Source organism: Streptomyces sp. NBC_00876 (assembly GCF_045207435.1).
Lineage (GTDB): Bacteria > Actinomycetota > Actinomycetes > Streptomycetales > Streptomycetaceae > Streptomyces.
Window position 1 is genome coordinate 2,044,436 of the sequence record NZ_CP108800.1, and the last position, 21,731, is coordinate 2,066,166.

The following is a 21,731-nucleotide window of genomic DNA, read 5'->3' on the forward strand; positions in this document are numbered from 1 at the left end:
GCTCCGCCCCCGCTCGACACCATCGAAAGTACGCACGAAAAACGCCCCCCGCCAGCAAGGCAGGCCGTACTTACCACCCTGTGTAACCGGATAGGTACGGCTTGCCTTGCTGTCCGAAGACCGTCATCCGAGTGGCCCTTTTGTTGCGATTGTCTGCCTCTGTCGCGGCTCCGCGTGGCACAGATCCCACAGGAACGAGAACTGGCTCGGTACGAGCGAAGGGTCGACGCGATGGAGCTGATCGCAGGAAATCCGGCAGGTCCGCGGACGGACGGCGGGCAGGGGGCGACGCGTGCCGCCCGCGCCCAGGGCGGCGCCGCCACGGGCGGAGCGGGCGACCGGTCCAGGGGCGCGCTGCTCGGCCTCGCGGTCGGCGACGCGCTGGGCGCCCCGGCGGAGAACATGCGGCCCTCCGAGATCCGCCGCCGCTGGGGCCGGATCGAGGGCTTCGTCAGCGACGACCCGGCGGGCACCGACGACACGGAGTACGCGATCTTCTCCGGGCTGCTGCTGGCCCGGCACGGTTCGGCGCTGACCGTCACGCATGTGGAGCGGGCCTGGCACCTGTGGATCGCCGACCTGGACGAGGGGCCGTTCCGCGGCGCCGGGTTCAGCGAACGCGGCACGCTGGAGAATCTGCGCCGGGGTCTGGCCGCCCCGATCTCCGCCCAGCACCGGCACGCCTGGAGCGACGGCCTCGCGATGCGGGCGGCCCCCTTCGGCGTCTTCGCCGCGGGCCGCCCCGCCGAAGCGGCCCGGCTGGTGGCGGTGGACGGCAGGGTCAGTCACGAAGGCGAGGGCATCTACGGCGGCCAGGCGGTCGCCGCCGGGGTGGCGGCCGCGATGACGGGGGCCGGGGTCACCTCCGTGATCGCCGCCGCGCTCTCCGTCGTCCCCATGGACTCCTGGACGGCGCGCTCGCTGCGCCGGGCGGTGACGGCCGCCCAGCGCCCGTACCCCGACCGGCTCACGATGGAGCGCGCGGTGCGCTCGGCCGTCGTCATCGGCGGCTACCCGTGGACGGACCTGGCGCCGGAAGCGGTGGGCCTGGCCTTCGGCGCGTTCACGGCGGCGCGCGGCGACTTCCGTACGGCGGTGCTGACCGCGGTCAACATGGGCCGCGACGCGGACACGACGGCCGCGGTGGCGGGCGCCCTGGCCGGGGCGCTGCACGGGGCGTCCGCGATCCCGCGCCACTGGGCGGACGCGATCGGCCCGGTCCGCGGCAGCTGCCTCCCCTCGATGCGCGGCTACCACGTCCTGGACATCGCGGAACTGCTCACCCCGGACGAGACGGAGGAGCGGGACGGCGGTCCGCCCGGGCCGGGGCCCCGAGTGAGCGACACCCCGGGAACGGCGGTGCGGCGATGACCACGGCCAGGGATGCCTCCCGTACCGCACACCCCGACGTCGCCGTGCACCCCGACGCCACCGCACACCCCGACGCCACCGCGCACCCGGACTACCTGAGCGCGCACCGCGGCGACCTCTCCCCCGCCCGCCCGGCCGCGGCCGCACCGCGCCGGGCCCGGATCGAGGGGCTGCTGCTCGGGCTTGCCTCCGGGGACGCCGCCGGGTGGCCGGCCGCGCGGCACCGGGCGGCCCGGATGCCGGAGTGGACCCGGCGCCTGACCCGTGAGCTCGACACCTTCGCCGAGCAGAACGCGACGACCACGCTGCCCGTCCCCATCGCGCTCAACCAGCCGCCCGAGCCCCTGCGGCTCGGGCCGTCCGACGACGCGGAATGGGCGGCGTTCGCCGCCGGGACCGTGCTCGCCTCCACAGGCGGTGCGCTGCAGGGCCTCTCCCCCGGACGCCGGATGCGGGCCGCCGTGGACCTCGCCTGGAACGCGCTGGCCGCCGAGGTCGCGGCGGCGGCCGCCCGGGCGCCCGAGGTCGAGTCGGCGGTCCTGCCGCTGCGGGCCCGGATCTCGGTCCGGGCCGGGCTCGGCAATCTGGCCGCCGGGCTCCGTCCGCCCGCCACCGGGCACGACAACCCGCACTACTTCGACGACGCGGCGTGCGTGCGCGCCGCCGTCCTGGCCGTCGTGCATCCCGGTGACCCCGCCGCGGCGGCCGACCTCGCGGAGTTCGACGCGCGGTACACCCAGGACGGCGACGGGGTGCACGGCGCTCGGGCGATGGCGGCCGCGATCGCCGAGGCGCTCGGCGGGGCGGACGTCGACACCGCGGTCGACGCCGCGCTCGCCCAGCTGCCCGACGGCACCGAGATCGCCCGCAACGCCGCTCACGCGGTCCGCATCGCCCGCGACTTCGCCGGTGAGAAGGCCGGCGCCTTCGCCCTCGTGCCCGTGCTGGAGCATCAGATCGTCGACCACGTCTACAGCTACGGGATCGCCGCCGCCGAGACCGTCCCGGTCGCCCTCGCGCTGGCCACCGCGGCCCGCGGCGACATCGCGCAGGCCGTGCCATCGGCGGCCTGCCTGTCCCGGGTCGCCGACTCGGCGCCCGCGCTGGCCGGGGCGCTGACCGGGGCGCTGGGCTCCATCACCGCTGTCCCCGACGGCTGGCGCGAGGCCTGCCGCATCCTCGCGGGCTGCGCGCTGCCCCGTTTCGCGGGCACGGACCTGATGGAACTCGCCGGGCTGCTGGCAGACACGGAACCGGCGCCCTCGGGTGGACAATTCGGACATGGCATCCACCGCGCCCCTGGCGCCCACGAGGTCCGCACCCCCCACGACGCCCCCGGCGCCCACCCTCGATGACCGGATCGCCGGCGCCCTCGTCGGCGCGGCCGTCGGCGACGCGCTCGGCGGTCCGGTCGAGGGCTACTCCCCGGAGCAGATCGTGGCGCGCCACGGCGGGCGGGTCGCCGGCGTAGTCGGTCCCTGGGCCGGCGACGACTGGCGCACCGCCCGCCCCGTCGCCCCGTACCACAAGGGCGACGGGCACGTCACCGACGACACCTTGATGACCCATGCGCTGGTCCGGGTGTACGAGAGGGTCCGCGGGCATCTCGACGCGTACTCCGTCGCCGACCACCTCGTACCGGAGCTGATCTCCAGCCCCCGCTGGATTCCGGAACTGGAGGCCGAGGCGCTGCCGCTCCAGCGGATCTTCCTCGCCGAGAAGTGGATCGTCGCCCGGCTGCACTACGGCCACGTCGACCCGCGCGAGGCGGGTTCGGGGAACATCGTCAACTGCGGGGCGGCGATGTACATGGCGCCGGTCGGTCTGGTGAACGCCGCCCATCCGCAGGCCGCGTACGCCGAGGCGCTGGATGTGGCGGGCGCCCATCAGTCGAGTTACGGCAGGGAGGCGGCGGGCGTCTTCGCGGCCGCCGTCGCCGCGGCCTGCGTACCCGGGGCGACGCCCGCCACCGTGGTCGAGACCTGTCTGTCGCTCGCCAAGGACGGCACCCGCGCCGCCATCGAGGCGGTGTGCGAAACGGCCGTCGGGTACCGGGACTTCGAGTCGGCGCTGGCCCCGCTGCGCGAGGCCGTCGCCCCCTTCGACACGGTCGGCCCCGACTACCGCGCCCCCTCGCTCGGCGCCCGCCGCCCGTCCCGGCTGCACTCCATCGAGGAGCTTCCCGTCGCGCTCGGGATGCTGCTCGTCGCCGACGGGGACTACCGCCGGGCGGTCCTCGGCTCGGTCAACTACGGGCGTGACTGCGACTCGATCGCCACCATGAGCGGCGCGATCGCGGGCGCGCTGCGCGGCGAGGGGGCGATCCCCGCCGACTGGGTGACGGCGGTCGCCGGGGCCAGCCGGCTCGATCTGCACGCCCCGGCCCGGACCCTGACGGCCGTAACGCGTGAGGTGTTCGCCCATGACACGGCCCGCCGTCGCGCCCACGAGGCCGCCTTCGCCGCGCTGGCGGACCGGCCGTGACCACGACGACGGTGCGCGTCACCTGGGTGCAGCCCGAGGACCTGGTCGGCCACGAACTGCGGCAGGCGGCCGAGGACGGGCGGGACGCGCGGGACATCGCACGCCGGTGGTACGAGGCCGGCGGCTCACCCGCCCCGGACCGTGCGGGTGCCTCGGCGCCGCCGGCCGCGCCCGGTCTGCGGGCGGTGGCCGAGCATCTGCTGGACGAACTCGCCCTGCTGGAATCGCCGCTGGCGGACGACGAGCCCACCGGACTCGACGCGATCCGGGCCGCGTGCCCGCACTGGCCGCACCCCCGCACCGGGCCGTCAGCCGTGGGCCGCGAACGGCTGCACGCGGCCTGGCTGGGGCGCGCCGCCGGCTGTCTGCTGGGCAAGCCGGTCGAGAAGCTGCCGCTGGAGGGCATCCGCGCCCTGGCCCGCGCCACCGGCAACTGGCCGCTGACCACCTGGTTCACGGCCCGGGGCCTGCCCCCGGCCCTGGCCGCCACCTACCCCTGGAACCGGCGTTCCGCGTCCACCTCGCTGGCCGAGAACATCGACGGGATGCCCGAGGACGACGACCTCAACCACCCGTTGCTCACCGTGCTGCTGCTCCAGCGCTACGGCAGGTCCTTCACCACCGCCGACCTGGCCCGCCTCTGGCTCGACGAACTTCCGGCAGGCCGGACCTTCACCGCCGAGCGGATCGCGTACCGCAATCTGCTCGACGGCATCGAGCCGCCGGACACCGCCCGCCACCGCAATCCCTTCCGGGAGTGGATCGGGGCGCAGATCCGTGCCGATGTGCACGGCTGGACCCATCCGGGCGACCCGGCGGCGGCAGCGGAGCAGGCCCACCGCGACGCGGTCCTCACCCACACGGGGAACGGGGTGTACGGCGCGATGTTCACCGCGGCGGCCCTCGCCGAGGCGGCCGGCGGGGAGGCAGATGTGCACGGGTGCCTGGCCGCGGGCCTGCGGGTCGTCCCCCCGCGTTCGCGGTTCGCGCGGGCCGTACGGGACGGCATCGCGGCGGCCCGCGGGGAGGACTGCTTCGATTCGGTCGTCGACCGGCTGCACGAGGGGTACGGCAGGTATCACTGGGTGCATGTGCTGCCCAACGCGGCTCTGCTCGCCGCCGCCCTCACCCACGCCGACGGTGATTTCACCACCTCGGTCTGCCGTGCGGTGTCCGGCGGCTGGGACACCGACTCCAACGGTGCGACCGCCGGCTCGCTCGCCGGTCTGCTGGCCGGGCGGCCGGGGGCGCTGCCCGACCGCTGGACCGCTCCGCTGAAGAACCGTCTCGCCACGTCCGTCCCCGGTTTCGACTCGGTCGGCTTCGACACCCTCGCCGATCTGACCCACCGGCTCACCCATGAGGAGGCACTCCGCCCATGACCGGTATCGCGGTGCTCGGCAGCACCAATATGGATCTTGTGGCCTACGTCGACCGGGCTCCGGAGCGCGGGGAGACCGTCACCGGACGGGAGTTCCGCACCATTCCCGGCGGCAAGGGGGCCAATCAGGCGGTCGCCGCCGCCCGCGCGGGCGGTGACGTGATGATGATCGGCGCGGTCGGCGACGACGAGTACGGCATCCGGCTGCGGGAGAGCCTGGAGCACTCGGGCGTCGACACCGATCTGCTGCACACCGCCGAGGGGCCCAGCGGCACCGCGCACATCGTGGTCGACGGCAGGGGCTCCAACGCGATCGTCGTCATTCCCGGCGCGAACGGCACCGTGACCGCGCTCGGCCCCGGCGAGATCGCCGCCATCGCCGGCGCCGATCTGCTGCTGCTCCAGCTGGAACTGCCGCTGTCCGCCGTGATCGAGGGGGCCCGGGCCGGTCACGCCCAGGGCGTACGGACCCTCCTCACCCCGTCGCCCGTTCAGGAACTGCCCACCGAACTCCTGGACTGCGTCGATCTGCTGATCCCCAATGAGCACGAGGCGGCCGAGCTGTCGGGGCACGCCGAGCCGCACGCGGCGGCGGAGATCCTGCTCAGCCAGGTCCCGGCCGTCGTCATCACGCTCGGCTCGAAGGGCTGTCTGTACGCGGCCCGGGGCAGCCGGACGGTCCACTTCCCCGCTCCCGATGTCACCGCCGTGGACACGACCGGCGCCGGGGACACCTTCGTCGGCACGCTCGCCGTGGCGATCGGCGAGGGACGTCCGGTGCCGCAGGCCATCGCCTGGGCCTCGGCGGCCGCGGCGCTCTGCGTCCAGAAACCGGGCGCCTCGGTCTCCATGCCGTACCGCAGCGAAATCGACGCCGCGTGAGTACCCCGGGAGCGGCACCGCTGACCGGGCTGCGGGTCGTCGATCTCGCCACGCTCTTCGCGGGTCCCCTCTGTGCCACGATGCTCGGCGACTTCGGTGCCGAGGTGATCAAGGTCGAGCATCCGCGCAAGCCCGACCCTTCGCGGGGCCACGGCCCCACGAAGGACGGGATCGGCCTGTGGTGGAAACTGCTCGGCCGCAACAAGCGCAATCTGACGCTCGACCTGTCCTGCCCCGGCGGGCGGGACCTCCTGCTGCGGCTGGCCGCGGACACCGATGTGATCATCGAGAACTTCCGCCCGGGCACGCTGGAGCGGTGGGGACTGGGCCCGGCGGAGCTGCACGCCGTCAACCCGCGGCTGGTGCTGGTCCGGGTCACGGGCTTCGGCCAGTTCGGCCCGTACGCGCACCGGCCCGGCTTCGGCACGCTGGCGGAGGCGATGAGCGGTTTCGCGGCGATCACCGGAGAGCCGGACGGGCCGCCGACGCTGCCGCCGTTCGGTCTGGCCGACTCGATCGCGGCGCTCGCCACGTCGTACGCCGTGATGGCCGCGCTGGCCGGCCGGGACCGCACGGGTGCGGGCCAGGTCGTCGACATGGCGATCATCGAGCCCATCCTGACGGTGCTCGGCCCGCAGCCGCTCTGGTACGACCAGCTCGGGTACGTCCAGCCGCGCACCGGCAACCGGTCGCGCAACAACGCCCCGCGCAACACCTACCGCACCTCGGACGGGCAGTGGGTGGCCGTCTCCACCTCGGCGCAGTCCATCGCGGAGCGCGTGATGCACCTGGTGGGCCGGTCCGAGCTGATCGACGAGCCGTGGTTCGCCTCCGGCACCACGCGGGCCGAGCACAGCGACGAGCTCGACGAGGCGGTCGGCAACTGGATCGCGCGGCACACCCGGGACGACGCGATCTCCGTGTTCGAGAAGGCGGAGGCGGCCATCGCACCCATCCACGACATCCGTGACGTGATGGAGGACCCGCAGTACCGCGCCCTGGACTCCATCACGGAGGTCGACGACCCGGAGCTGGGCCCGCTGCGGATGCAGAACGTCCTGTTCCGGCTCTCGGCGACCCCGGGGGCGATCCGCTGGGCGGGCCGGCCGCACGGGGCGGACACCGAGGAGATCCTCACCGAGCTGGGCCTGAGCGGGCCGGAGATCTCGGAGCTGCGGGCGGAGCGGGTCCTGTGACCGCGACGGCGCCCCTCACCTGGCTGTACGCGCCCGGTGACCGGCCGGACGTGGTCCGCAAGGCGTGCGGCTCGGGGGCGGACATGGTGATCGTCGACCTGGAGGACGCGGTCGCCCCCGACCGCAAGGAGTACGCGCGGTCGGCGACCGTGGAGTTCCTGTCCGAACCCGTCGCCGCCGGCGCGGTGCCGGTCCACGTCCGGGTCAGCAGCGAGACGGACGTCCTGGCCCTGGCCGGTCTGCCGGGCGTCGCCGGGATGCGGCTGCCGAAGATCACGCACGCCTCGTCCGTCCACCGCATCGCGGCGCTGGCCCCGGGGGTCGCGCTCTGCCCGCTGCTGGAGTCGGCGCTCGGCATCGAGCACGCGTACACGGTGGCCGCCGCCCATCCGCAGGTGTACTCCATCGCGCTGGGCGAGGCGGACCTCGGGGCCGATCTGGGGGTACGGGAGGACGCGGGGCTCGACTGGTCGCGGAGCCGGGTGGTGGTCGCGGCCCGGGCGGCTGGGCTGGCACCGCCCGCTCAGTCGGTGTTCCCGGACGTCCGGGACCTGGACGGCCTGTGGGCGTCCTGCGCCCACGGCAGGGCGCTCGGCTTCCTCGGCCGGGCGGCGATCCACCCCCGGCAGCTGCCGGTGATCGAGCGGGCGTTCCGGCCGACACCGCAGGAGATCGAGGCGGCGCAGGAGATCGTCGAGGCGGCACAGGCGCAGGCGGGGGCGCTGGCCCTGCCGGACGGCCGCTTCGTCGACGCGGCGGTGGTGGCCCAGGCCCACCGCACGCTTGCCCTCGCCGGGCGGGGACGGTGAGCGGAGGCGGGGTGGCCGGACAGCGGTGAGCGGGGCGCGCCCCGTGGTCGCTCCGTCCTCAATCGCCGGACGGGCTTGAGTTGCACAAACAAGCCCGTCCGGCGATGGAGGACACCCGGCGCCGGTGGGCGCCGTCGCAACGTGACGAGGGGCCGCCCCATGGCCGGGCGGCCCCTCGTCTTCGTGTGCGTCGGCGTCGGCGTCAGCCCTTGGCCGCTTCCGCCTGACCGTTCGTCTTCGGCGCGTCCTCTGCGGACTCGGACTCGGACTCGGGCTCGACCGGCTTCGCGTCGGCGGACTCCGCGTCCTTACCGGGCTCCGCGTCCTTGCCGGACTCCGCGTCCTCGACGTCTCCGGCGTCAACCGAGTCCGTGGCCTCAGGTGCCTCCGGCTCCCCGGGCTCGACGATCTCCTCACGGCCCGGGCGGACCTTCGCCGAGATCACGATGTAGGTGACCGCCAGCACGAACACGATCAGCGCGGTCCATACGTTCAGCCGCAGGCCCAGGATGTGGTGGGCCTCGTCGACGCGCATGTACTCGATCCAGGCGCGGCCCGCGCAGTACGCCGCGACGTACAGCGCGAACGCCCGCCCGTGCCCGAGCTTGAAGCGGCGGTCCGCCCAGATCACCAGGAGCGCCACGCCGACGCACCACAGCGACTCGTACAGGAAGGTCGGGTGGTAGGTGCCCGCCACCCGGTTGGGGCCCTCGCTGATCTTCAGCGCCCACGGGACGTCGGTCGCCTTGCCGTAGAGCTCCTGGTTGAACCAGTTGCCCCAGCGGCCGCAGGCCTGGGCCAGGGCGATACCGGGGGCGAGCGCGTCGGCCCAGGCGGGCAGCGGGATCCCGCGGCGGCGGCAGCCGATCCAGGCACCGACCGCGCCGAGCGCGATCGCACCCCAGATGCCGAGGCCGCCCTGCCAGATCTTGAAGGCGTCGACCCAGTTCTCACCGTCGCTGAAGTACAGCTGGTAGTCGGTGATGACGTGGTAGAGCCTGCCGCCGACGAGGCCGAAGGGCACGGCCCAGACGGCGATGTCGGCGACAGTGCCGGCTCTGCCCCCTCGGGCGACCCAGCGCTTGTTGCCGAACCAGACGGCGACGAAGACACCGATGATGATGCAGAACGCGTAGCCGCGGAGCGGGATCGGTCCGAGATCGATCACGCCGGTCGACGGGCTGGGAATGTAGGCAAGATTCATGGCATCGCCGACGCTACCTTGCCGGGCGGGACGTACGGCAACCCGCCCGACAACGTCTGGGTAACGAGCCGGTCATCGATTCCCCCGGTTGCCCCCGCTCAGGAGCCCGACGGGGCGGGCGTGACCGTGCCCGGCTTCTTGCCCTTGTTGGCCTCGGCGACCCACTTCTTCAGGTTGGCCACGGTGATGGGCTCGTCCCCCTTCTTGGGGAAGATCGACTCACCGTTGAGCAGGGCCGTCGGAGTGCCCTGGAATCCGCCGTTCTGGAAGGCGGTGTTGGACTTCTGGACCCAGGAGTCGTGCGTGCCGTCCTCGACACAGCTGCGGAAGGCGGGAGTGTCGAGTCCGCCGACCTTCTTGGACAGCTCGATCAGCTTGCCGTTGTCGCCGAAGGCGTCGTCGGACTCCTGCGGCTGGTTGCGGTAGAGGACGTCGTGGTACGCGGGGAACTTCCCGGCGTCCTGGGCGCAGGCCGCCGCATTGGCCGCCTTCAGTGATCCGCTGCCGCCGAGGTTGCCGTCGATCAGCGTGGCGAGGTGGTACTCGACCTTGATCTGTCCGCTCTGCTCCAGCTGGTGGATCGTGTCCCGGAACGCGTTCTCGAACTGGGCGCAGACCGGGCAGCGGAAGTCCTCCCAGACCGTGAGTGTGGACGGGGCGTCGTCCGCTCCCACCTGAATGGCCAGGCTGTCCTTGCCGGTCGCTCCCGACGGCGCGACGGCGGGTCCCGACGCCGTGTCGTTGCTGCTCTTGCCGCCGGTGTTCGCGGCGATGACGCCGACGACGGCGGCCAGCCCCAGGACCCCCACCACGGCGGCGGAGACGATCAGCGTGCGGCGGCGGCGCTCTCGCGCCTTCTCCTGCTCACGCTGCTGGATGAGCCGGTCACGCGCGGCCCTTTTTCCCTCTTGGTTCTTCTCGCTCACACCCGCAGCAACGAACCGGGGAGGCACTCACGTGCCTCCCCGGTCACAGATCCACCCATTCGGGTTACGCGCGGTGTCAGCGCTTTCGAACACCCTCGGCCAGATCGGCCGCCAGCGAGCGGACGGCGTCCAGGCCGGCCGCTTCGTCGGGAGCGTCCAGCATCCGCTTGACGAAGGCGGAGCCGACGATGACCCCGTCGGCGAAGCCGGCGACCTCGGTGGCCTGTTCCGCGTTGGAGACGCCGAGGCCGACGCAGACCGGGAGGCCGGTGGTGGCGCGGGTGCGCCGCACCAGGTCCTGGGCCTGCTCGCCGACCGAGACGCGGGTGCCGGTGACACCCATCAGCGAAGCGGCGTAGACGAAGCCGGAACCGGCCGCCGTGATGGTGGCGAGGCGTTCGTCCTTACTGCTGGGCGCGACGACGAACACGGTCGCGAGCCCGTGCTTGTCCGCGTGCTCACGCCACACAGCGGACTCCTGGACCGGCAGGTCGGGCAGGATGCACCCGGCCCCGCCCGCCTCGGCGAGCTCGGTGGTGAAGCGCTCGATGCCGTACCGGTCGATCGGGTTCCAGTACGTCATGACCAGGATCGGGATGCCGGTCGCCTCGGACGCCTCACGGACGGTGCGCATCACGTCGGCGATCCGCACGCCGCCGCGCAGCGCGATGTCGTCGGCGGTCTGGATGACCGGGCCGTCGAGCACCGGGTCGCTGTGCGGCAGACCCACCTCGACGACGTCGGCGCCGCCGGCGACCACTGCCTTGATGGCCTCGATACCGCCGTCGACGGTCGGGAACCCGGCGGGCAGGTACGCGATCAGCGCGGCCCGGTCCTCGGCCCTGGCCGCGGCGAGGGTGGCATTCAACAGCTCGATGTTGCCGCTCACTTGACGTCCCCCTCGATCTCCGCGCCGATGCTGTCGGCATCCGCCTCGACGGCGGCGTCGGCTTCGTACAGTCCGAAGTACCGCGCGGCCGTGTCCATGTCCTTGTCGCCCCGGCCGGACAGGTTGATCAGGATCAGGCCGTCCTTGCCGAGCTCCTTGCCGACCTCCAGGGCGCCGGCCAGCGCGTGCGCGCTCTCGATGGCCGGGATGATCCCTTCGGTGCGGGAGAGCAGGCGCAGCGCCTGCATCGCCGCGTCGTCGGTGACCGCGCGGTACTCGCCCCGGCCGATGTCCTTCAGGTACGCGTGCTCCGGGCCGATGCCCGGGTAGTCCAGACCGGCCGAGATGGAGTACGGCTCGGTGATCTGGCCCTCGTCGTCCTGGAGGACGTAACTGCGGGAGCCGTGCAGGATGCCGGGCTCGCCCTCGGTCAGGGTCGCCGCGTGCTCGCCGGTCTCCACACCGTGTCCGGCGGGCTCGCAGCCGATGAGGCGGACGCCGGCGTCCGGGATGAAGGCGTGGAAGAGGCCGATGGCGTTGGAGCCGCCGCCGACGCAGGCGACCGCGGCGTCCGGCAGCCGGCCGGCCCGCTCCAGGATCTGCCGCCTGGCCTCGACGCCGATCACACGGTGGAAGTCGCGGACCATGGCCGGGAAGGGGTGCGGGCCCGCGACCGTGCCGAAGAGGTAGTGGGTGCGGTCCACGTTGGCGACCCAGTCGCGGAACGCCTCGTTGATGGCGTCCTTGAGCGTGCGGGAGCCGGACTTCACGGCGATGACCTCGGCGCCGAGCATGCGCATGCGCGCCACGTTCAGTGCCTGGCGCTGGGTGTCGATCTCGCCCATGTAGATGGTGCACTCGAGGCCGAAGAGCGCGCAGGCGGTCGCGGTGGCGACGCCGTGCTGGCCGGCTCCGGTCTCGGCGATCACCCGGGTCTTGCCCATGCGCTTGGTGAGCAGCGCCTGGCCCAGCACATTGTTGATCTTGTGCGAGCCGGTGTGGTTGAGGTCCTCGCGCTTGAGGAAGATCCGGGCGCCGCCGGCGTGCTCGGCGAAGCGCGGGACCTCGGTCAGGGCGCTGGGCCGGCCGGTGTAGTCGACCATGAGCTCGTTGAGCTCGGCGGCGAAGGCCGGGTCGGCCTTGGCCTTGTCGTACTCGACGGCGACCTCGTCCACGGCGGCGACGAGCGCCTCCGGGATGAACTTTCCGCCGTACGCACCGAAGTACCCCTCGGCGCTGGGGATCAGACCCTCGGGGTCCGGAATGAAGAAGTCGGACGACATCTCGACGTGCTCCTCGGCATGGCAATGGGTGGGTTCACCGTATTGCGCCGTGAGCGGAGCTCCGCCGCGGCCGTGGCCGGGCGGTGCGGTCGTGCGGATCCGCCGGGAGGCGGGGTGCGACGGCCGGGGCTCGCTCTACTGCGCGGACCCCGTGCGCCATCGCATGCCGTTGACCTGACCGGGCTCGTCGCCGATCACGTACCGCACCCGCCGGCCGTGCACGCGGCGTGCGGGGGCGCGGCAGCCGCGCGGGCGGCAGCCGCGCGCCAGCGGCGCGTGCGGGTCCCGTCCCAGCGGCTGCCGCGCCCCGGCGGGGCGCAGGCCCGGCCGGGGGCGGAACGCGGAACAGTCGGCGGACACGGGTGGGGTCAGCTCCGTCCGTGCCGGAGCGCCGGGTGGGCGCCGGCGGCGACCAGGTCGGCGACCGCGGAGCGCGGGTCGCGTCCGGTGACCAGGGACTCGCCGACCAGCACGGCGTCCGCGCCGGCGTTGGCGTAGGCGATGAGGTCGTGCGGGCCCCGGACGCCGGACTCGGCGACCTTGACGATGTGGGCGGGGATCTCGGGGGCGACGCGCTCGAAGGTGGAGCGGTCGACCTTGAGGTCCTTCAGGTTGCGCGCGTTGACGCCGATGATCCTGGCGCCGGCGTCGACCGCGCGCTCCGCCTCCTCCTCGTCGTGCGCCTCGACCAGCGGCGTCAGGCCGATGGACTCGGCGCGCTCGATCAGGGAGACCAGGGCCTCCTGGTCGAGGGCGGCGACGATCAGCAGGGCGAGGTCGGCGCCGTAGGCGCGGGCCTCCCACAGCTGGTACGAGGTGACGATGAAGTCCTTGCGCAGGATCGGGATGTCGACCTTGGCCCGGACGGCCTCCAGGTCGGCCAGCGATCCGCCGAAGCGGCGCTCCTCGGTGAGGACGGAGATGACGGACGCGCCGCCGGCCTCGTAGTCCGCGGCGAGCGCGGCCGGGTCGGCGATGGCGGCCAGGGCGCCCTTGGAGGGGCTGGAGCGCTTGACCTCGCAGATGACGGTCACGCCCTCGCCGCGCAGGGCGGCGACTCCGTCCTTGGCCTGGGGAGCGCGCGCCGCGCGTTCCTTGAGCTCGTCGAGGCTGACGCGCGCCTGCCGCTCCGCGAGGTCGGCGCGAACGCCGTCGATGATCTCGTCGAGCACACTCACGCGAGAGGCCCCCTTCCGGGACGGTGACAGTGGGACTGAAAAGGGAACAGGATCAGCCATGGCGATGGTATCCGCAGGAGGCCGTTGGGCCTGCATCCGGCGGACGAAAGTCCCACTACCTGGGCATTCACGGCGCCAGCGCCGATCCGAACGGCAGGTTCCGGACGACGGTGAAGATCAGCAGTACGGCTCCGATCCCCCACCAGTGGAGCGGTTTCAGGTCGATCCGCAGCGGCCGCCCGGCGAACGCCCGGACCGTCCACAGGACCCAGAGCGCCGCGAAGACCGCGTAGCCGGCGACGGCGAGGGCGTTGGAGCCGAGCGCCGCCGCGATGTCGCCGTGGGCGACGGCGTGGGCGCTGCGCAGTCCGCCGCAGCCGGGGCAGTAGATGCCGGTGAATCTGAGCAGCGGGCAGACCGGGTAGTGGCCGGGCTCATTGGGGTCGACGGAGCCGACGTAGCCGAAGGCGCCGACGACGACGGCCATGACAGCGGCCGGCGTGGCGATCCGGCGCAGCCGCGAGGCGGGGACGGGAGCGGGCGGGAAGACCGGCGCGGGCGGGCTGCCGGGCGTCGGTGGCGGACCGGCCACCGGCCGGGGGCCGGGCGTCGGCGGAGCGGCGGCTGGAGTAGGCGATGCGTCCACTCGGTGATTGTCGCCGCTGACGCGCGAAGGCGCAGCCCGGACCGGGCTGCGCCTTGCGCGGGTGGGTCGTGAGGACCGGTTCAGGAGGTCTGCGCCTGTCCGGCGCGGGCCCTGGCCGCTGCCTGGTCCGCCGACTCCTTCGGCATGCCGAGGCCGGCCGCCTTCATCGCGAGACCGACGACACCGCCGACGAGGACGACGGCCATCCCTGCCCAGAAGCCGAGCGGGTTGGCCGCGACCATGAAGACGCCGGCGATGCAGAAGCCGATGAAGGCGATGATGACACCGGTCCAGGCGGCCGGGGTGTGTCCGTGGCTGCTGCCCGCCATGAGTTGCTCCTCGTTGGTGTTGCGCTGTTGGTATCGCTCGGGTCGCTGTACGCAGAGGCGGCGGCGCTGTGGGTGCCGCTTCGCTGCGAGCTCCCCGACATTGTCCCGTACGTGCGGGTAGGACGTGAGCTGGGGGGTCATGCCTCGCGCGTCGGGTCCTCGCCGCGGTCCAGGGCCTTCCACAGGTCCTCGGGCCGGTCCGGGTCCGGGGCGGTGCGGGGGGCCTTGCGGGGGCGCGGGGTGCCGTCGCGCTCGTAGCGTCCGGACATCGTGGGCCAGCGGCTGCCGTAGCGCAGGGCGAGCAGCCCGGCGAGCAGGATCAGCAGGCCGCCGGCCGCGGTGACGTAGGGCCAGGCGGTGTGGCTGAGGGCTTCGATGGCGGCGGAGCTGTCGCCGGTGGTCTGCGCGGCCTTCTCGTCGAGTGCGGCGCTGTCGGACGCGCCGAGGTAGGCGCTCAGGGCGGCGCCGAACCCGCTGAGGGCCAGCAGTCCCGCGACGGCGAGCCGGCCGGCGCTGCGGACGGCGAAGACGGCGACGAGTGCGGCCAGGCCGACGATCGCGAGGGCCGAGGGGAGGCCGGTGACGTCCTGTCCGTCGGCGCTCAGCGGCAGGGATCCGCCGCCCACCGAGGCCTTGCCCTCGGCCCAGGTCTGCCCGGTGGCGAGCAGGACGACGGTGGCGCCGGCTGCCCCGAGGAGCAGGCCGGCGGCCAGGCTTCGGCGGCTTCCCGCGCTGTCGGGCGCAGAGGCGGCTTCGGCACGGGGCTGGGGTACGGGGACAGCACTCACGTACTCCACTATCCCTTACGGCCCGGCGGCGGCCGACCGCCCCCTGTGTGCCGGCCGTCTCAGTTGCCGCGGAGCCGGTTCGCCGTGTGCACGGCGCGCAGCACCGCGGCGGCCTTGTTGCGGCACTCGGTGTCCTCGGCGACCGGGTCGGAGTCGGCGACGACGCCCGCCCCGGCCTGGACGTACGCCGTGCCGTCGCGCAGCAGTGCGGTGCGGATGGCGATGGCGGTGTCGGAGTCCCCGGCGAAGTCGAGGTAGCCGACGCAGCCGCCGTACAGCCCGCGGCGGGTGGGTTCGAGTTCCTCGATGATCTGCATGGCGCGCGGTTTCGGGGCGCCGGACAGGGTGCCCGCCGGGAAGCAGGCGGTCAGGACGTCGAAGGCGGTGCGGCCCTCGGCGACGCGGCCGGTGACGGTGGACACGATGTGCATCACGTGCGAGTAGCGCTCGATCGACATGAAGTCGACGACCTCGACGCTGCCGGGTTCGCAGACCCGTCCCAGGTCGTTGCGGCCGAGGTCGACGAGCATCAGGTGCTCGGCGCGCTCCTTCGGGTCGGCGAGGAGCTCGTCGGCGAGTGCCTGGTCCTCCTGCGGGGTGGCGCCGCGGTGCCGGGTGCCGGCGATCGGGTGGACCATGGCGCGGCCGTCCTCGACCTTGACGAGGGCTTCGGGGCTGGAGCCCGCGACGTCGAAGCCCTCGAAGCGGAAGAGGTACATGTACGGCGAGGGGTTGGTGGCGCGCAGGACCCGGTAGACGTCCAACGCGCTTGCCGTGCACGGGGTTTCGAAGCGCTGGGAGGGGACGACCTGGAAGGCCTCGCCGGCCCTGATGCGCTCCTTCACGTCCTCGACCGCGTCCTGGTACGCCTTGCCGCCCCACAGTGCGGTGTACGGGGGCAGTTCGGAGGGCGGCAGGACGGCCGGGGCGTTCTCGACGGGGCGGCTCAGGTCCTGCTCCATGGCGTCGAGCCGGGCGACGGCGTCGGCGTGGGCCTCGTCGACGCCGGTGGCCAGGTCGTTGTGGTTGATCGCGTTGGCGATCAGCAGGACGCTGCCGTCCCAGTGGTCCAGGACGGCGAGGTCGGAGGTGAGCAGCATCGTCAGCTCGGGGAGCTTCAGGTCGTCGCCCCCGCTCTCGCCGATGTTCTCCAGCCGGCGCACGATGTCGTATCCGAGGTAGCCGACCATGCCGCCGGTGAAGGGCGGGAGGCCCGATTCCTGGTCGTGCGGGGTGTGCAGGGTCTCGATGGTGGCGCGCAGGGCCTCCAGGGGGTCCCCGTCGACGGGGACGCCGACCGGCGGGGTGCCGAGCCAGTGGGCCTCGCCGCCGCGGGTGGTGAGCGTGGCGGCGCTGCGTACGCCGATGAAGGAGTAGCGCGACCAGGTGCGGCCGTTCTCCGCGGATTCCAGGAGGAAGGTGCCGGTGCGCTCGCCCGCGAGCTTGCGGTAGAGGCCGACCGGGGTGTCGCCGTCCGCGAGGAGCCGGCGAGTCACGGGGATGACGCGCCGGTCGACGGCCAGCTTGCGGAAGGTGTCGAGGTCCATGGCGGCAGACCCTACTGTCCGAGCGGGAGGACGTCGGCGTCGAAACAGGTGCGGTCGCCCGTGTGGCAGGCGGCGCCCGTCTGGTCGACCTTGACGAGGACGGTGTCGCCGTCGCAGTCCAGGGCGACGGACTTGACCTGCTGGATGTGGCCGGAGGTGTCGCCCTTGACCCAGTACTCCCGGCGGCTGCGCGACCAGTAGGTGCAGCGGCCGGTGGTGAGGGTGCGGTGCAGGGCCTCGTCGTCCATCCAGCCGAGCATCAGCACCTCGCCGGTGTCGTACTGCTGGGCGATGGCCGGGACCAGTCCGTCTGCGTCGCGCTTGAGGCGGGCGGCGATGGCGGGGTCGAGGTCGCTGGCGGGCCGGGGGGTGCCGGGCGTGGGCGTGCTGGTCATGTGCCCATTGTGCCGTGGTCGCGGAGGGCCTTTGGGCGCGCGTCCACTGGGCGGACGGTGGGCGCCGGTCGTACGCTGGCGGGCATGTCGACCCATGCGAAGCGCGAACGACTTCTGCTTGCCGACCTGTTGGAGGCCGTGGGCCCGGAGGCCCCGACGCTCTGCCACGGCTGGACGGCCCGCGATCTGGCGGCCCATGCGGTGGTGCGCGAGCGCCGGCCGGACGCGGCGGCCGGCACCCTGATCGGCCCCCTGAAGAACCGGCTCGACCGGGTCGTGGCCGAGTTCACCGCGAAGCCGTACGAGGAACTGATCCAGCTCATCCGTACGGGGCCGCCGCGGATGTCCCCGTTCGCGCTGAAGCAGCTGGACGAGGTCGCCAACACCGTCGAGTTCTACATCCATACGGAGGATGTGCGCCGGGCCCAGCCCGACTGGTCGGCGCGTGAGCTGGACCCGGTCTTCGCCGATGTCCTGTGGTCGCGTACGGAGAAGGCCGCGCGGCTGATGGGGCGGAAGGCTCCGGTGGGGCTGGTGCTGCGCCGCCCGGACGGCCAGACCGCGGTGGCGCACAAGGGCACCCCGGTGGTGACGGTGACCGGCGAGCCGGGCGAGCTGCTGCTGTACGCGTCCGGGCGGCAGGCTGCGGCGCGGGTGGAGCTGGAGGGCGAGAAGGAGGCGATCGCCCGGGTGACGACGGCGAAGCTCGGCATGTAGGACGGTATGCGGGGCGACGCGCTGCGCGCTCAGCGCGGGAGTTCCGCGCGGCGCAGCGGGGCGAGGAACAGGCCTGTCGCCGCGCCCGCCGCGCACAGGGAGGCGCTGGCTACGAAGACCGGGCCGGTGCCCCACAGGGCGACGGCCGCGCCGGTGACGGGGAAGCTGAGCGGCGACAGGGCGTGGGTGAAGAGCGTCGAGACCGAGGTGACCCGGCCCAGGTAGGCGGGGTCGGCGGCGGTCTGTAGGAGGGCGCCGCACAGCGCGCCGCCGAGGCCGACGAAGAGCCCGACGAAGACCGCGACGCCCGCGGCCAGCGGCACGGAGGGGGCGTACGCCAGGGCTCCGATGGCCGCGGCGCCGGTCAGCACGGTGAGGCACATGACAAGTCCGGCCCGGGGGACGCGTCCGCGCACGGTGAGCAGCAGGGCCGAGGCGCCCGCGCCGACGCCGAAGGCGGCGACGACCCAGCCCATGCCGGAGGCGCCCCAGCCGCGTTCGTCGCTGAGCAGGATCAGGCCGAGGTTGAGCGGTCCGACGAAGCCGAGTTCGCTGACGGCGATAACGAGCATGAGCGGTCTCAGCAGCGGGTGGCGGCGGATGTGGCGCAGCCCGTCGGCCAGTTCGCGCCAGGCGGTGCCCGCGGGTTTCGCCTCGGCCGTGCCGGTCACGGGCAGCGGGCTCATCCGTACGGCAAGGAGCAGCGGCAGCGAGACGGCGAAGAGCACGCCCGCCGCGGCGAAGGCGAGGACCGGGCCGCCGAGGGCCACGGCGACGCCGCCGAGCGGGGCGCCGACGACCGTGGCGGTACGGGTGGCGAGGCCGCGCATGCCCTGGACGCGGGCGAGCTGGGAGGCGGCGGTGATCCGGGGCGGGAGGGCTCCGACGGCGGGCAGGAAGAGGGCGTCGGCCGCACCGAAGACGAGTGCGACGACGACCAGCATCCACACGGTGGGCGAGGTGAGGAGCAGGGTGCCGGCCAGGCCCAGGATGACGAGACAGCGGGCGGTGTCGCCGGCGACCACGACGCGGCGCGGTCCGAGCCGGTCGGCGAGCACTCCCCCGCCGAGCAGCAGCACGGCTCGCGGTATCGAGCCGACGGCGAGCACCAGTCCGGTCTGCGCGGCGCTCCCGGTGCGGGTGGCGGCCCAGGCGAGGGCCATGTAGTAGACGCTGTCGCCGATCATGGACGCCGTGTAGGCGCCGAGCCAGCGCAGGACGTTGCCGTCACGGTGGGCGGGGCGTCCGGTGGTTTCCGTGGCGCTGAGGGTGACGGTCACGGGCTCGTCCTCTCGGGAGGCCGGGTCGGGTCAGGAACGGTCAGGTCCGGAACGGTCAGGTCCGGAACGGGAAGCCGTACATGTGCAGTGCGACGTTCTCGCGGTTCTCCGTGTCGCCGGCCTCGTCGCGGGCGCGGCCCTGCTCCTCGTACCGGTTGATGACCGCGTGCAGCTCACGCTCGAGCGCGGAGAGCTCCTCGGGGGTCAGCCGGGCCAGGTACTCCGAGGTGAAGGACGACTTGCGCCACGGGGGCGACCAGCTCCGGTACGCGTCGAGGAAGCGGCGGTACAGCTCGATGTGCTGGTCGAACGAGAGCCGGCTGACGGCGGTGTGGGTGGCGGCCTTCTCGGGCGCGTCGCTGAAGTCCTCGTCGTGGAAGCTCAGCCCCTTCGACGCGGGCTGCCACCAGCGCTCGCGGCCGTCCTTGCCCTCCCGGCCGGCCTCCTCGATCAGGCCGTGGTCGGCGAGCTTGCGCAGGTGGTAGCTGACGAGCGAGACCTGCTCGTCGACCTGCTCGGCGAGCTGGGACGCGGTGGCCTGCCGGGCGATGTAGAGCGCCCGGTAGAGCTTCATCCGCAGGGGGTGCCCGAACGCCTTGAGCGTGCCGAGGTCGGACACCCGGCGTGATTCGTTGCTTGCCATGCCCTCCACGGTAGATAGGAAAGAAATCTTGCGCAATATCTATTGCGCAATAAAAGTTGTGCGCCGGGCCGGCCCTTCTGCCGCCGGCCGCTTCCCCTGCCCGGCACGGGACCCGAGGTACCCCAGCAGGAATCCGGCCGGGATCGTGATCAGCCCCGGCGTCTGGAGCGGGAACCAGTGGAAGTCACGGGACGGGAACAGCGCGATGCGGCTGCCGGAGAACGCGGGCGAGAACACCATCAGGACCGCGATCAGCGGCAGCGTGCCGTAGACCGTCCAGCGCACCCCGCGCGCGTTGAAACCCGGCCGGAACAGCGCGTACAGCAGGACCGGCGGCAGTACGGAGGCTGCCGTGGCGAACGCGAGCGAGAGCAGCACCTGGGGATTGCGGCTGTGCGTGTACGTCGACACCCAGACGGAGAGCGCGCCGACCAGGACGACGGCCAGCCGGGCGCGGAGGATCTCGCGCCCTGCGGACCGGTCGGACCGGACCGCGTTGCGCAGGCGGGCCTTCGCCGCGAAGTCGCGGGCGACGGAGGAGGCGGCCGCCAGGGTGATCCCGGCCACCGCGGCCAGCGTCGTGGCGAACACGGCGCAGGCCACGAAGGCGAACAGCGGGGACTCGCGCGGCCCGTCGGCGCCCGGATCGAGGGCCCCGGTCACCAGCAGCAGTGCCGTGCCGCCCGCCGGGTCCGCGGCCTGAATGATCCTGTGGCCGAGCAGGGCGGACGCGCCGAGGCCGACCACGACGACGCCGGCGCACAGAAGGGCCACCGGGGCCGCCGCCCAGACGGTGGCGCGGCGCACGGTCCAGCTGTCCCGCAGGGGGTGCAGCCGCATCATGATGTGCGGCATGCAGGCGGCCCCGAGGACCAGGGTGAGCTGGAAGCCGAGCAGATCCAGGGCGCCGGCGACGGAGTGGCCGAACTGCAGACCGGGGCGCGCGTAGGACGTACCGGCGCCGCTGCCCCGCCGCGCGGCGTCGAAGAGGGCGAACGGGTTCCAGCCGTAGCGGGCGAGCACCAGCCCCGCGAGCAGGGTCACCGCGGCCAGCACCACCGCGACCTTGACGATCTGGATGTGACCGGTGCCGCGCATGCCGCCCACGGCGGAGTAGCAGACCATCAGGGCGCCGGCGACGACGGTGCAGCTGGTGAGCGCGCCGTCCGGCAGCCCGAACACGGAGGCCATCACCCGCCCCGCAGTGGCGAGTTGCACCAGCAGCAGGGGGGCCAGGACGACCAGGGTGGTGATCCCCAGGGCGCGGCGTACGGACGGGTCGCCGAGCCGGTCCGCGAGGAAGTCGCCGAGGGTGAACACCCCCTTGCGGCGCATCGGTTCGGCCAGGATCCGCATGACCAGGACCAGCGAGGCGACCGTGGCGACGGCGAAGAGGATGCCGTCGAAGCCGGCGAGCGCGACGGAGCCGGTGGTGGAGAGCAGGGTGGCGGCCGAGATGTAGTCACCGGCGATGGCCAGCCCGCTCCCGGCCGGCCCGAGGGCCGAGCCGCCGCCCGCGTAGAAGTGCTCCGGGTCGTCCTGGTCCGCCGCCGCCAGGCCGCACAGCAGCAGCGACACCGCGACGAACCCGAGGAAGACGGCCACGGCGAGCGACCGGGCGTCGAAGCCGCCGCTCACCGTCGCGGTCCCGGGGCAGGGGTCGGGGTCGGGAGGGGGGCCGGGAGGGGGGTGGCGGCGGGCGCGACCACGTGCGCGCGGGCGCGGGCGCGAGGTGTGCGGGTTTCCGGAAGTGCTGAGGGCATGCCGGTCACGCCATCAGGCG

Annotated in this window: 22 protein-coding genes; 8 read left to right on the forward strand and 14 right to left on the reverse strand. The window is 73.4% G+C overall.

Annotation, left to right across the window (positions count from 1 at the left end):
• Positions 1-231: 231 nt before the first annotated feature.
• From OG782_RS08965 to OG782_RS08995, 7 genes are read left to right on the forward strand one after another with little or no spacing between them, the layout of a single operon-like run.
• A complete protein-coding gene (locus OG782_RS08965; protein ID WP_406449073.1) occupies positions 232-1,371 on the forward strand; it encodes an ADP-ribosylglycohydrolase family protein in 1,140 nt (379 codons plus the stop codon).
• Positions 1,368-2,726, forward strand: a complete 1,359-nt coding sequence (locus OG782_RS08970) for an ADP-ribosylglycohydrolase family protein (protein WP_406449075.1) — start codon at positions 1,368-1,370, stop codon at positions 2,724-2,726. Before OG782_RS08965 ends, OG782_RS08970 begins: the two co-directional genes overlap by 4 nt.
• Positions 2,653-3,855: an ADP-ribosylglycohydrolase family protein gene (locus OG782_RS08975; RefSeq protein ID WP_406449077.1), complete on the forward strand. Its 1,203-nt coding sequence runs from the start codon at positions 2,653-2,655 to the stop codon at positions 3,853-3,855. The genes OG782_RS08970 and OG782_RS08975 overlap by 74 nt, the downstream gene beginning before the upstream one ends.
• Positions 3,852-5,237, forward strand: a complete 1,386-nt coding sequence (locus OG782_RS08980) for an ADP-ribosylglycohydrolase family protein (protein WP_406449079.1) — start codon at positions 3,852-3,854, stop codon at positions 5,235-5,237. Before OG782_RS08975 ends, OG782_RS08980 begins: the two co-directional genes overlap by 4 nt.
• On the forward strand, positions 5,234-6,118 hold the full coding sequence (rbsK, locus tag OG782_RS08985; RefSeq protein WP_406449081.1) for a ribokinase: 885 nt from the start codon (positions 5,234-5,236) through the stop codon (positions 6,116-6,118). Before OG782_RS08980 ends, rbsK begins: the two co-directional genes overlap by 4 nt.
• Positions 6,115-7,314 (forward strand): CaiB/BaiF CoA transferase family protein, encoded by a 1,200-nt coding sequence (locus tag OG782_RS08990; RefSeq protein WP_406449083.1) that lies wholly within the window; start codon positions 6,115-6,117, stop codon positions 7,312-7,314. Before rbsK ends, OG782_RS08990 begins: the two co-directional genes overlap by 4 nt.
• The gene (locus OG782_RS08995; protein WP_406449085.1) at positions 7,311-8,123 is read left to right on the forward strand and encodes an HpcH/HpaI aldolase/citrate lyase family protein; all 813 of its coding nucleotides are present in this window, start codon (positions 7,311-7,313) and stop codon (positions 8,121-8,123) included. The genes OG782_RS08990 and OG782_RS08995 overlap by 4 nt, the downstream gene beginning before the upstream one ends.
• Before the next feature lie 202 nt (positions 8,124-8,325).
• Here OG782_RS08995 and lgt read toward each other — a convergent pair whose 3' ends face one another.
• The 11 genes from lgt to hisI form a co-directional block, all read right to left on the reverse strand.
• A complete protein-coding gene (gene lgt / locus OG782_RS09000; protein WP_406449087.1) occupies positions 8,326-9,327 on the reverse strand; it encodes a prolipoprotein diacylglyceryl transferase in 1,002 nt (333 codons plus the stop codon).
• 98 nt (positions 9,328-9,425) lie between these two features.
• The gene (locus OG782_RS09005; RefSeq protein ID WP_406449089.1) at positions 9,426-10,253 is read right to left on the reverse strand and encodes a thioredoxin domain-containing protein; all 828 of its coding nucleotides are present in this window, start codon (positions 10,251-10,253) and stop codon (positions 9,426-9,428) included.
• 76 nt (positions 10,254-10,329) lie between these two features.
• Positions 10,330-11,142 carry a tryptophan synthase subunit alpha gene (gene trpA, locus OG782_RS09010; protein ID WP_406449091.1) on the reverse strand — a complete coding sequence of 271 codons (813 nt, stop codon included), beginning with the start codon at positions 11,140-11,142 and terminating at the stop codon, positions 10,330-10,332.
• On the reverse strand, positions 11,139-12,425 hold the full coding sequence (gene trpB, locus OG782_RS09015) for a tryptophan synthase subunit beta (protein WP_406449093.1): 1,287 nt from the start codon (positions 12,423-12,425) through the stop codon (positions 11,139-11,141). Before trpB ends, trpA begins: the two co-directional genes overlap by 4 nt.
• Positions 12,426-12,560: 135 nt before the next feature.
• Positions 12,561-12,746: a tryptophan biosynthesis modulator TrpM gene (gene trpM / locus OG782_RS09020; RefSeq protein ID WP_406458941.1), complete on the reverse strand. Its 186-nt coding sequence runs from the start codon at positions 12,744-12,746 to the stop codon at positions 12,561-12,563.
• 47 nt (positions 12,747-12,793) lie between these two features.
• Positions 12,794-13,603: an indole-3-glycerol phosphate synthase TrpC gene (gene trpC / locus OG782_RS09025; RefSeq protein WP_406449095.1), complete on the reverse strand. Its 810-nt coding sequence runs from the start codon at positions 13,601-13,603 to the stop codon at positions 12,794-12,796.
• A 127-nt stretch (positions 13,604-13,730) separates the two neighbouring features.
• A complete protein-coding gene (locus OG782_RS09030) occupies positions 13,731-14,249 on the reverse strand; it encodes a DUF2752 domain-containing protein (protein ID WP_406449097.1) in 519 nt (172 codons plus the stop codon).
• A gap of 80 nt (positions 14,250-14,329) precedes the next feature.
• Entirely contained in the window at positions 14,330-14,578 is a 249-nt protein-coding gene (locus OG782_RS09035) for an HGxxPAAW family protein (RefSeq protein WP_406458943.1), read from the reverse strand.
• Positions 14,579-14,715: 137 nt separating this feature from the next.
• Positions 14,716-15,375, reverse strand: coding sequence for a TIGR02234 family membrane protein (locus OG782_RS09040; protein WP_406449099.1), 660 nt, complete (start codon positions 15,373-15,375; stop codon positions 14,716-14,718).
• Between the two features lie 50 nt (positions 15,376-15,425).
• Positions 15,426-16,913: an anthranilate synthase component I gene (locus tag OG782_RS09045; RefSeq protein WP_406449101.1), complete on the reverse strand. Its 1,488-nt coding sequence runs from the start codon at positions 16,911-16,913 to the stop codon at positions 15,426-15,428.
• Between the two features lie 11 nt (positions 16,914-16,924).
• Positions 16,925-17,308, reverse strand: a complete 384-nt coding sequence (gene hisI / locus OG782_RS09050; RefSeq protein ID WP_406449103.1) for a phosphoribosyl-AMP cyclohydrolase — start codon at positions 17,306-17,308, stop codon at positions 16,925-16,927.
• 84 nt (positions 17,309-17,392) lie between these two features.
• Here hisI and OG782_RS09055 point away from each other — a divergent pair, with 84 nt between their 5' ends.
• Positions 17,393-18,025, forward strand: a complete 633-nt coding sequence (locus OG782_RS09055; protein WP_406449105.1) for a TIGR03085 family metal-binding protein — start codon at positions 17,393-17,395, stop codon at positions 18,023-18,025.
• A gap of 29 nt (positions 18,026-18,054) precedes the next feature.
• Here OG782_RS09055 and OG782_RS09060 read toward each other — a convergent pair whose 3' ends face one another.
• From OG782_RS09060 to OG782_RS09070, 3 genes are read right to left on the reverse strand one after another with little or no spacing between them, the layout of a single operon-like run.
• On the reverse strand, positions 18,055-19,305 hold the full coding sequence (locus OG782_RS09060; RefSeq protein ID WP_406449107.1) for an MFS transporter: 1,251 nt from the start codon (positions 19,303-19,305) through the stop codon (positions 18,055-18,057).
• Positions 19,306-19,360: 55 nt separating this feature from the next.
• On the reverse strand, positions 19,361-19,948 hold the full coding sequence (locus OG782_RS09065; RefSeq protein ID WP_406449109.1) for a winged helix-turn-helix domain-containing protein: 588 nt from the start codon (positions 19,946-19,948) through the stop codon (positions 19,361-19,363).
• A 39-nt stretch (positions 19,949-19,987) separates the two neighbouring features.
• Entirely contained in the window at positions 19,988-21,586 is a 1,599-nt protein-coding gene (locus OG782_RS09070) for a cation acetate symporter (protein WP_406449111.1), read from the reverse strand.
• Positions 21,587-21,731 lie beyond the last annotated feature (145 nt).

What these genes read in the sequence shown, in the direction of transcription:
- OG782_RS08965 (WP_406449073.1), top strand. Translation starts at nt 232, where the DNA reads ATGGAGCTGATCGCAGGAAATCCGGCAGGTCCGCGGACGGACGGCGGG.
- OG782_RS08970 (WP_406449075.1), top strand. Translation starts at nt 1,368, where the DNA reads ATGACCACGGCCAGGGATGCCTCCCGTACCGCACACCCCGACGTCGCC.
- OG782_RS08975 (WP_406449077.1), top strand. Translation starts at nt 2,653, where the DNA reads ATGGCATCCACCGCGCCCCTGGCGCCCACGAGGTCCGCACCCCCCACG.
- rbsK (WP_406449081.1), top strand. Translation starts at nt 5,234, where the DNA reads ATGACCGGTATCGCGGTGCTCGGCAGCACCAATATGGATCTTGTGGCC.
- lgt (WP_406449087.1), bottom strand. Translation starts at nt 9,327, where the DNA reads ATGAATCTTGCCTACATTCCCAGCCCGTCGACCGGCGTGATCGATCTC.
- trpB (WP_406449093.1), bottom strand. Translation starts at nt 12,425, where the DNA reads ATGTCGTCCGACTTCTTCATTCCGGACCCCGAGGGTCTGATCCCCAGC.
- OG782_RS09035 (WP_406458943.1), bottom strand. Translation starts at nt 14,578, where the DNA reads ATGGCGGGCAGCAGCCACGGACACACCCCGGCCGCCTGGACCGGTGTC.
- OG782_RS09045 (WP_406449101.1), bottom strand. Translation starts at nt 16,913, where the DNA reads ATGGACCTCGACACCTTCCGCAAGCTGGCCGTCGACCGGCGCGTCATC.
- hisI (WP_406449103.1), bottom strand. Translation starts at nt 17,308, where the DNA reads ATGACCAGCACGCCCACGCCCGGCACCCCCCGGCCCGCCAGCGACCTC.
- OG782_RS09055 (WP_406449105.1), top strand. Translation starts at nt 17,393, where the DNA reads ATGTCGACCCATGCGAAGCGCGAACGACTTCTGCTTGCCGACCTGTTG.
- OG782_RS09065 (WP_406449109.1), bottom strand. Translation starts at nt 19,948, where the DNA reads ATGGCAAGCAACGAATCACGCCGGGTGTCCGACCTCGGCACGCTCAAG.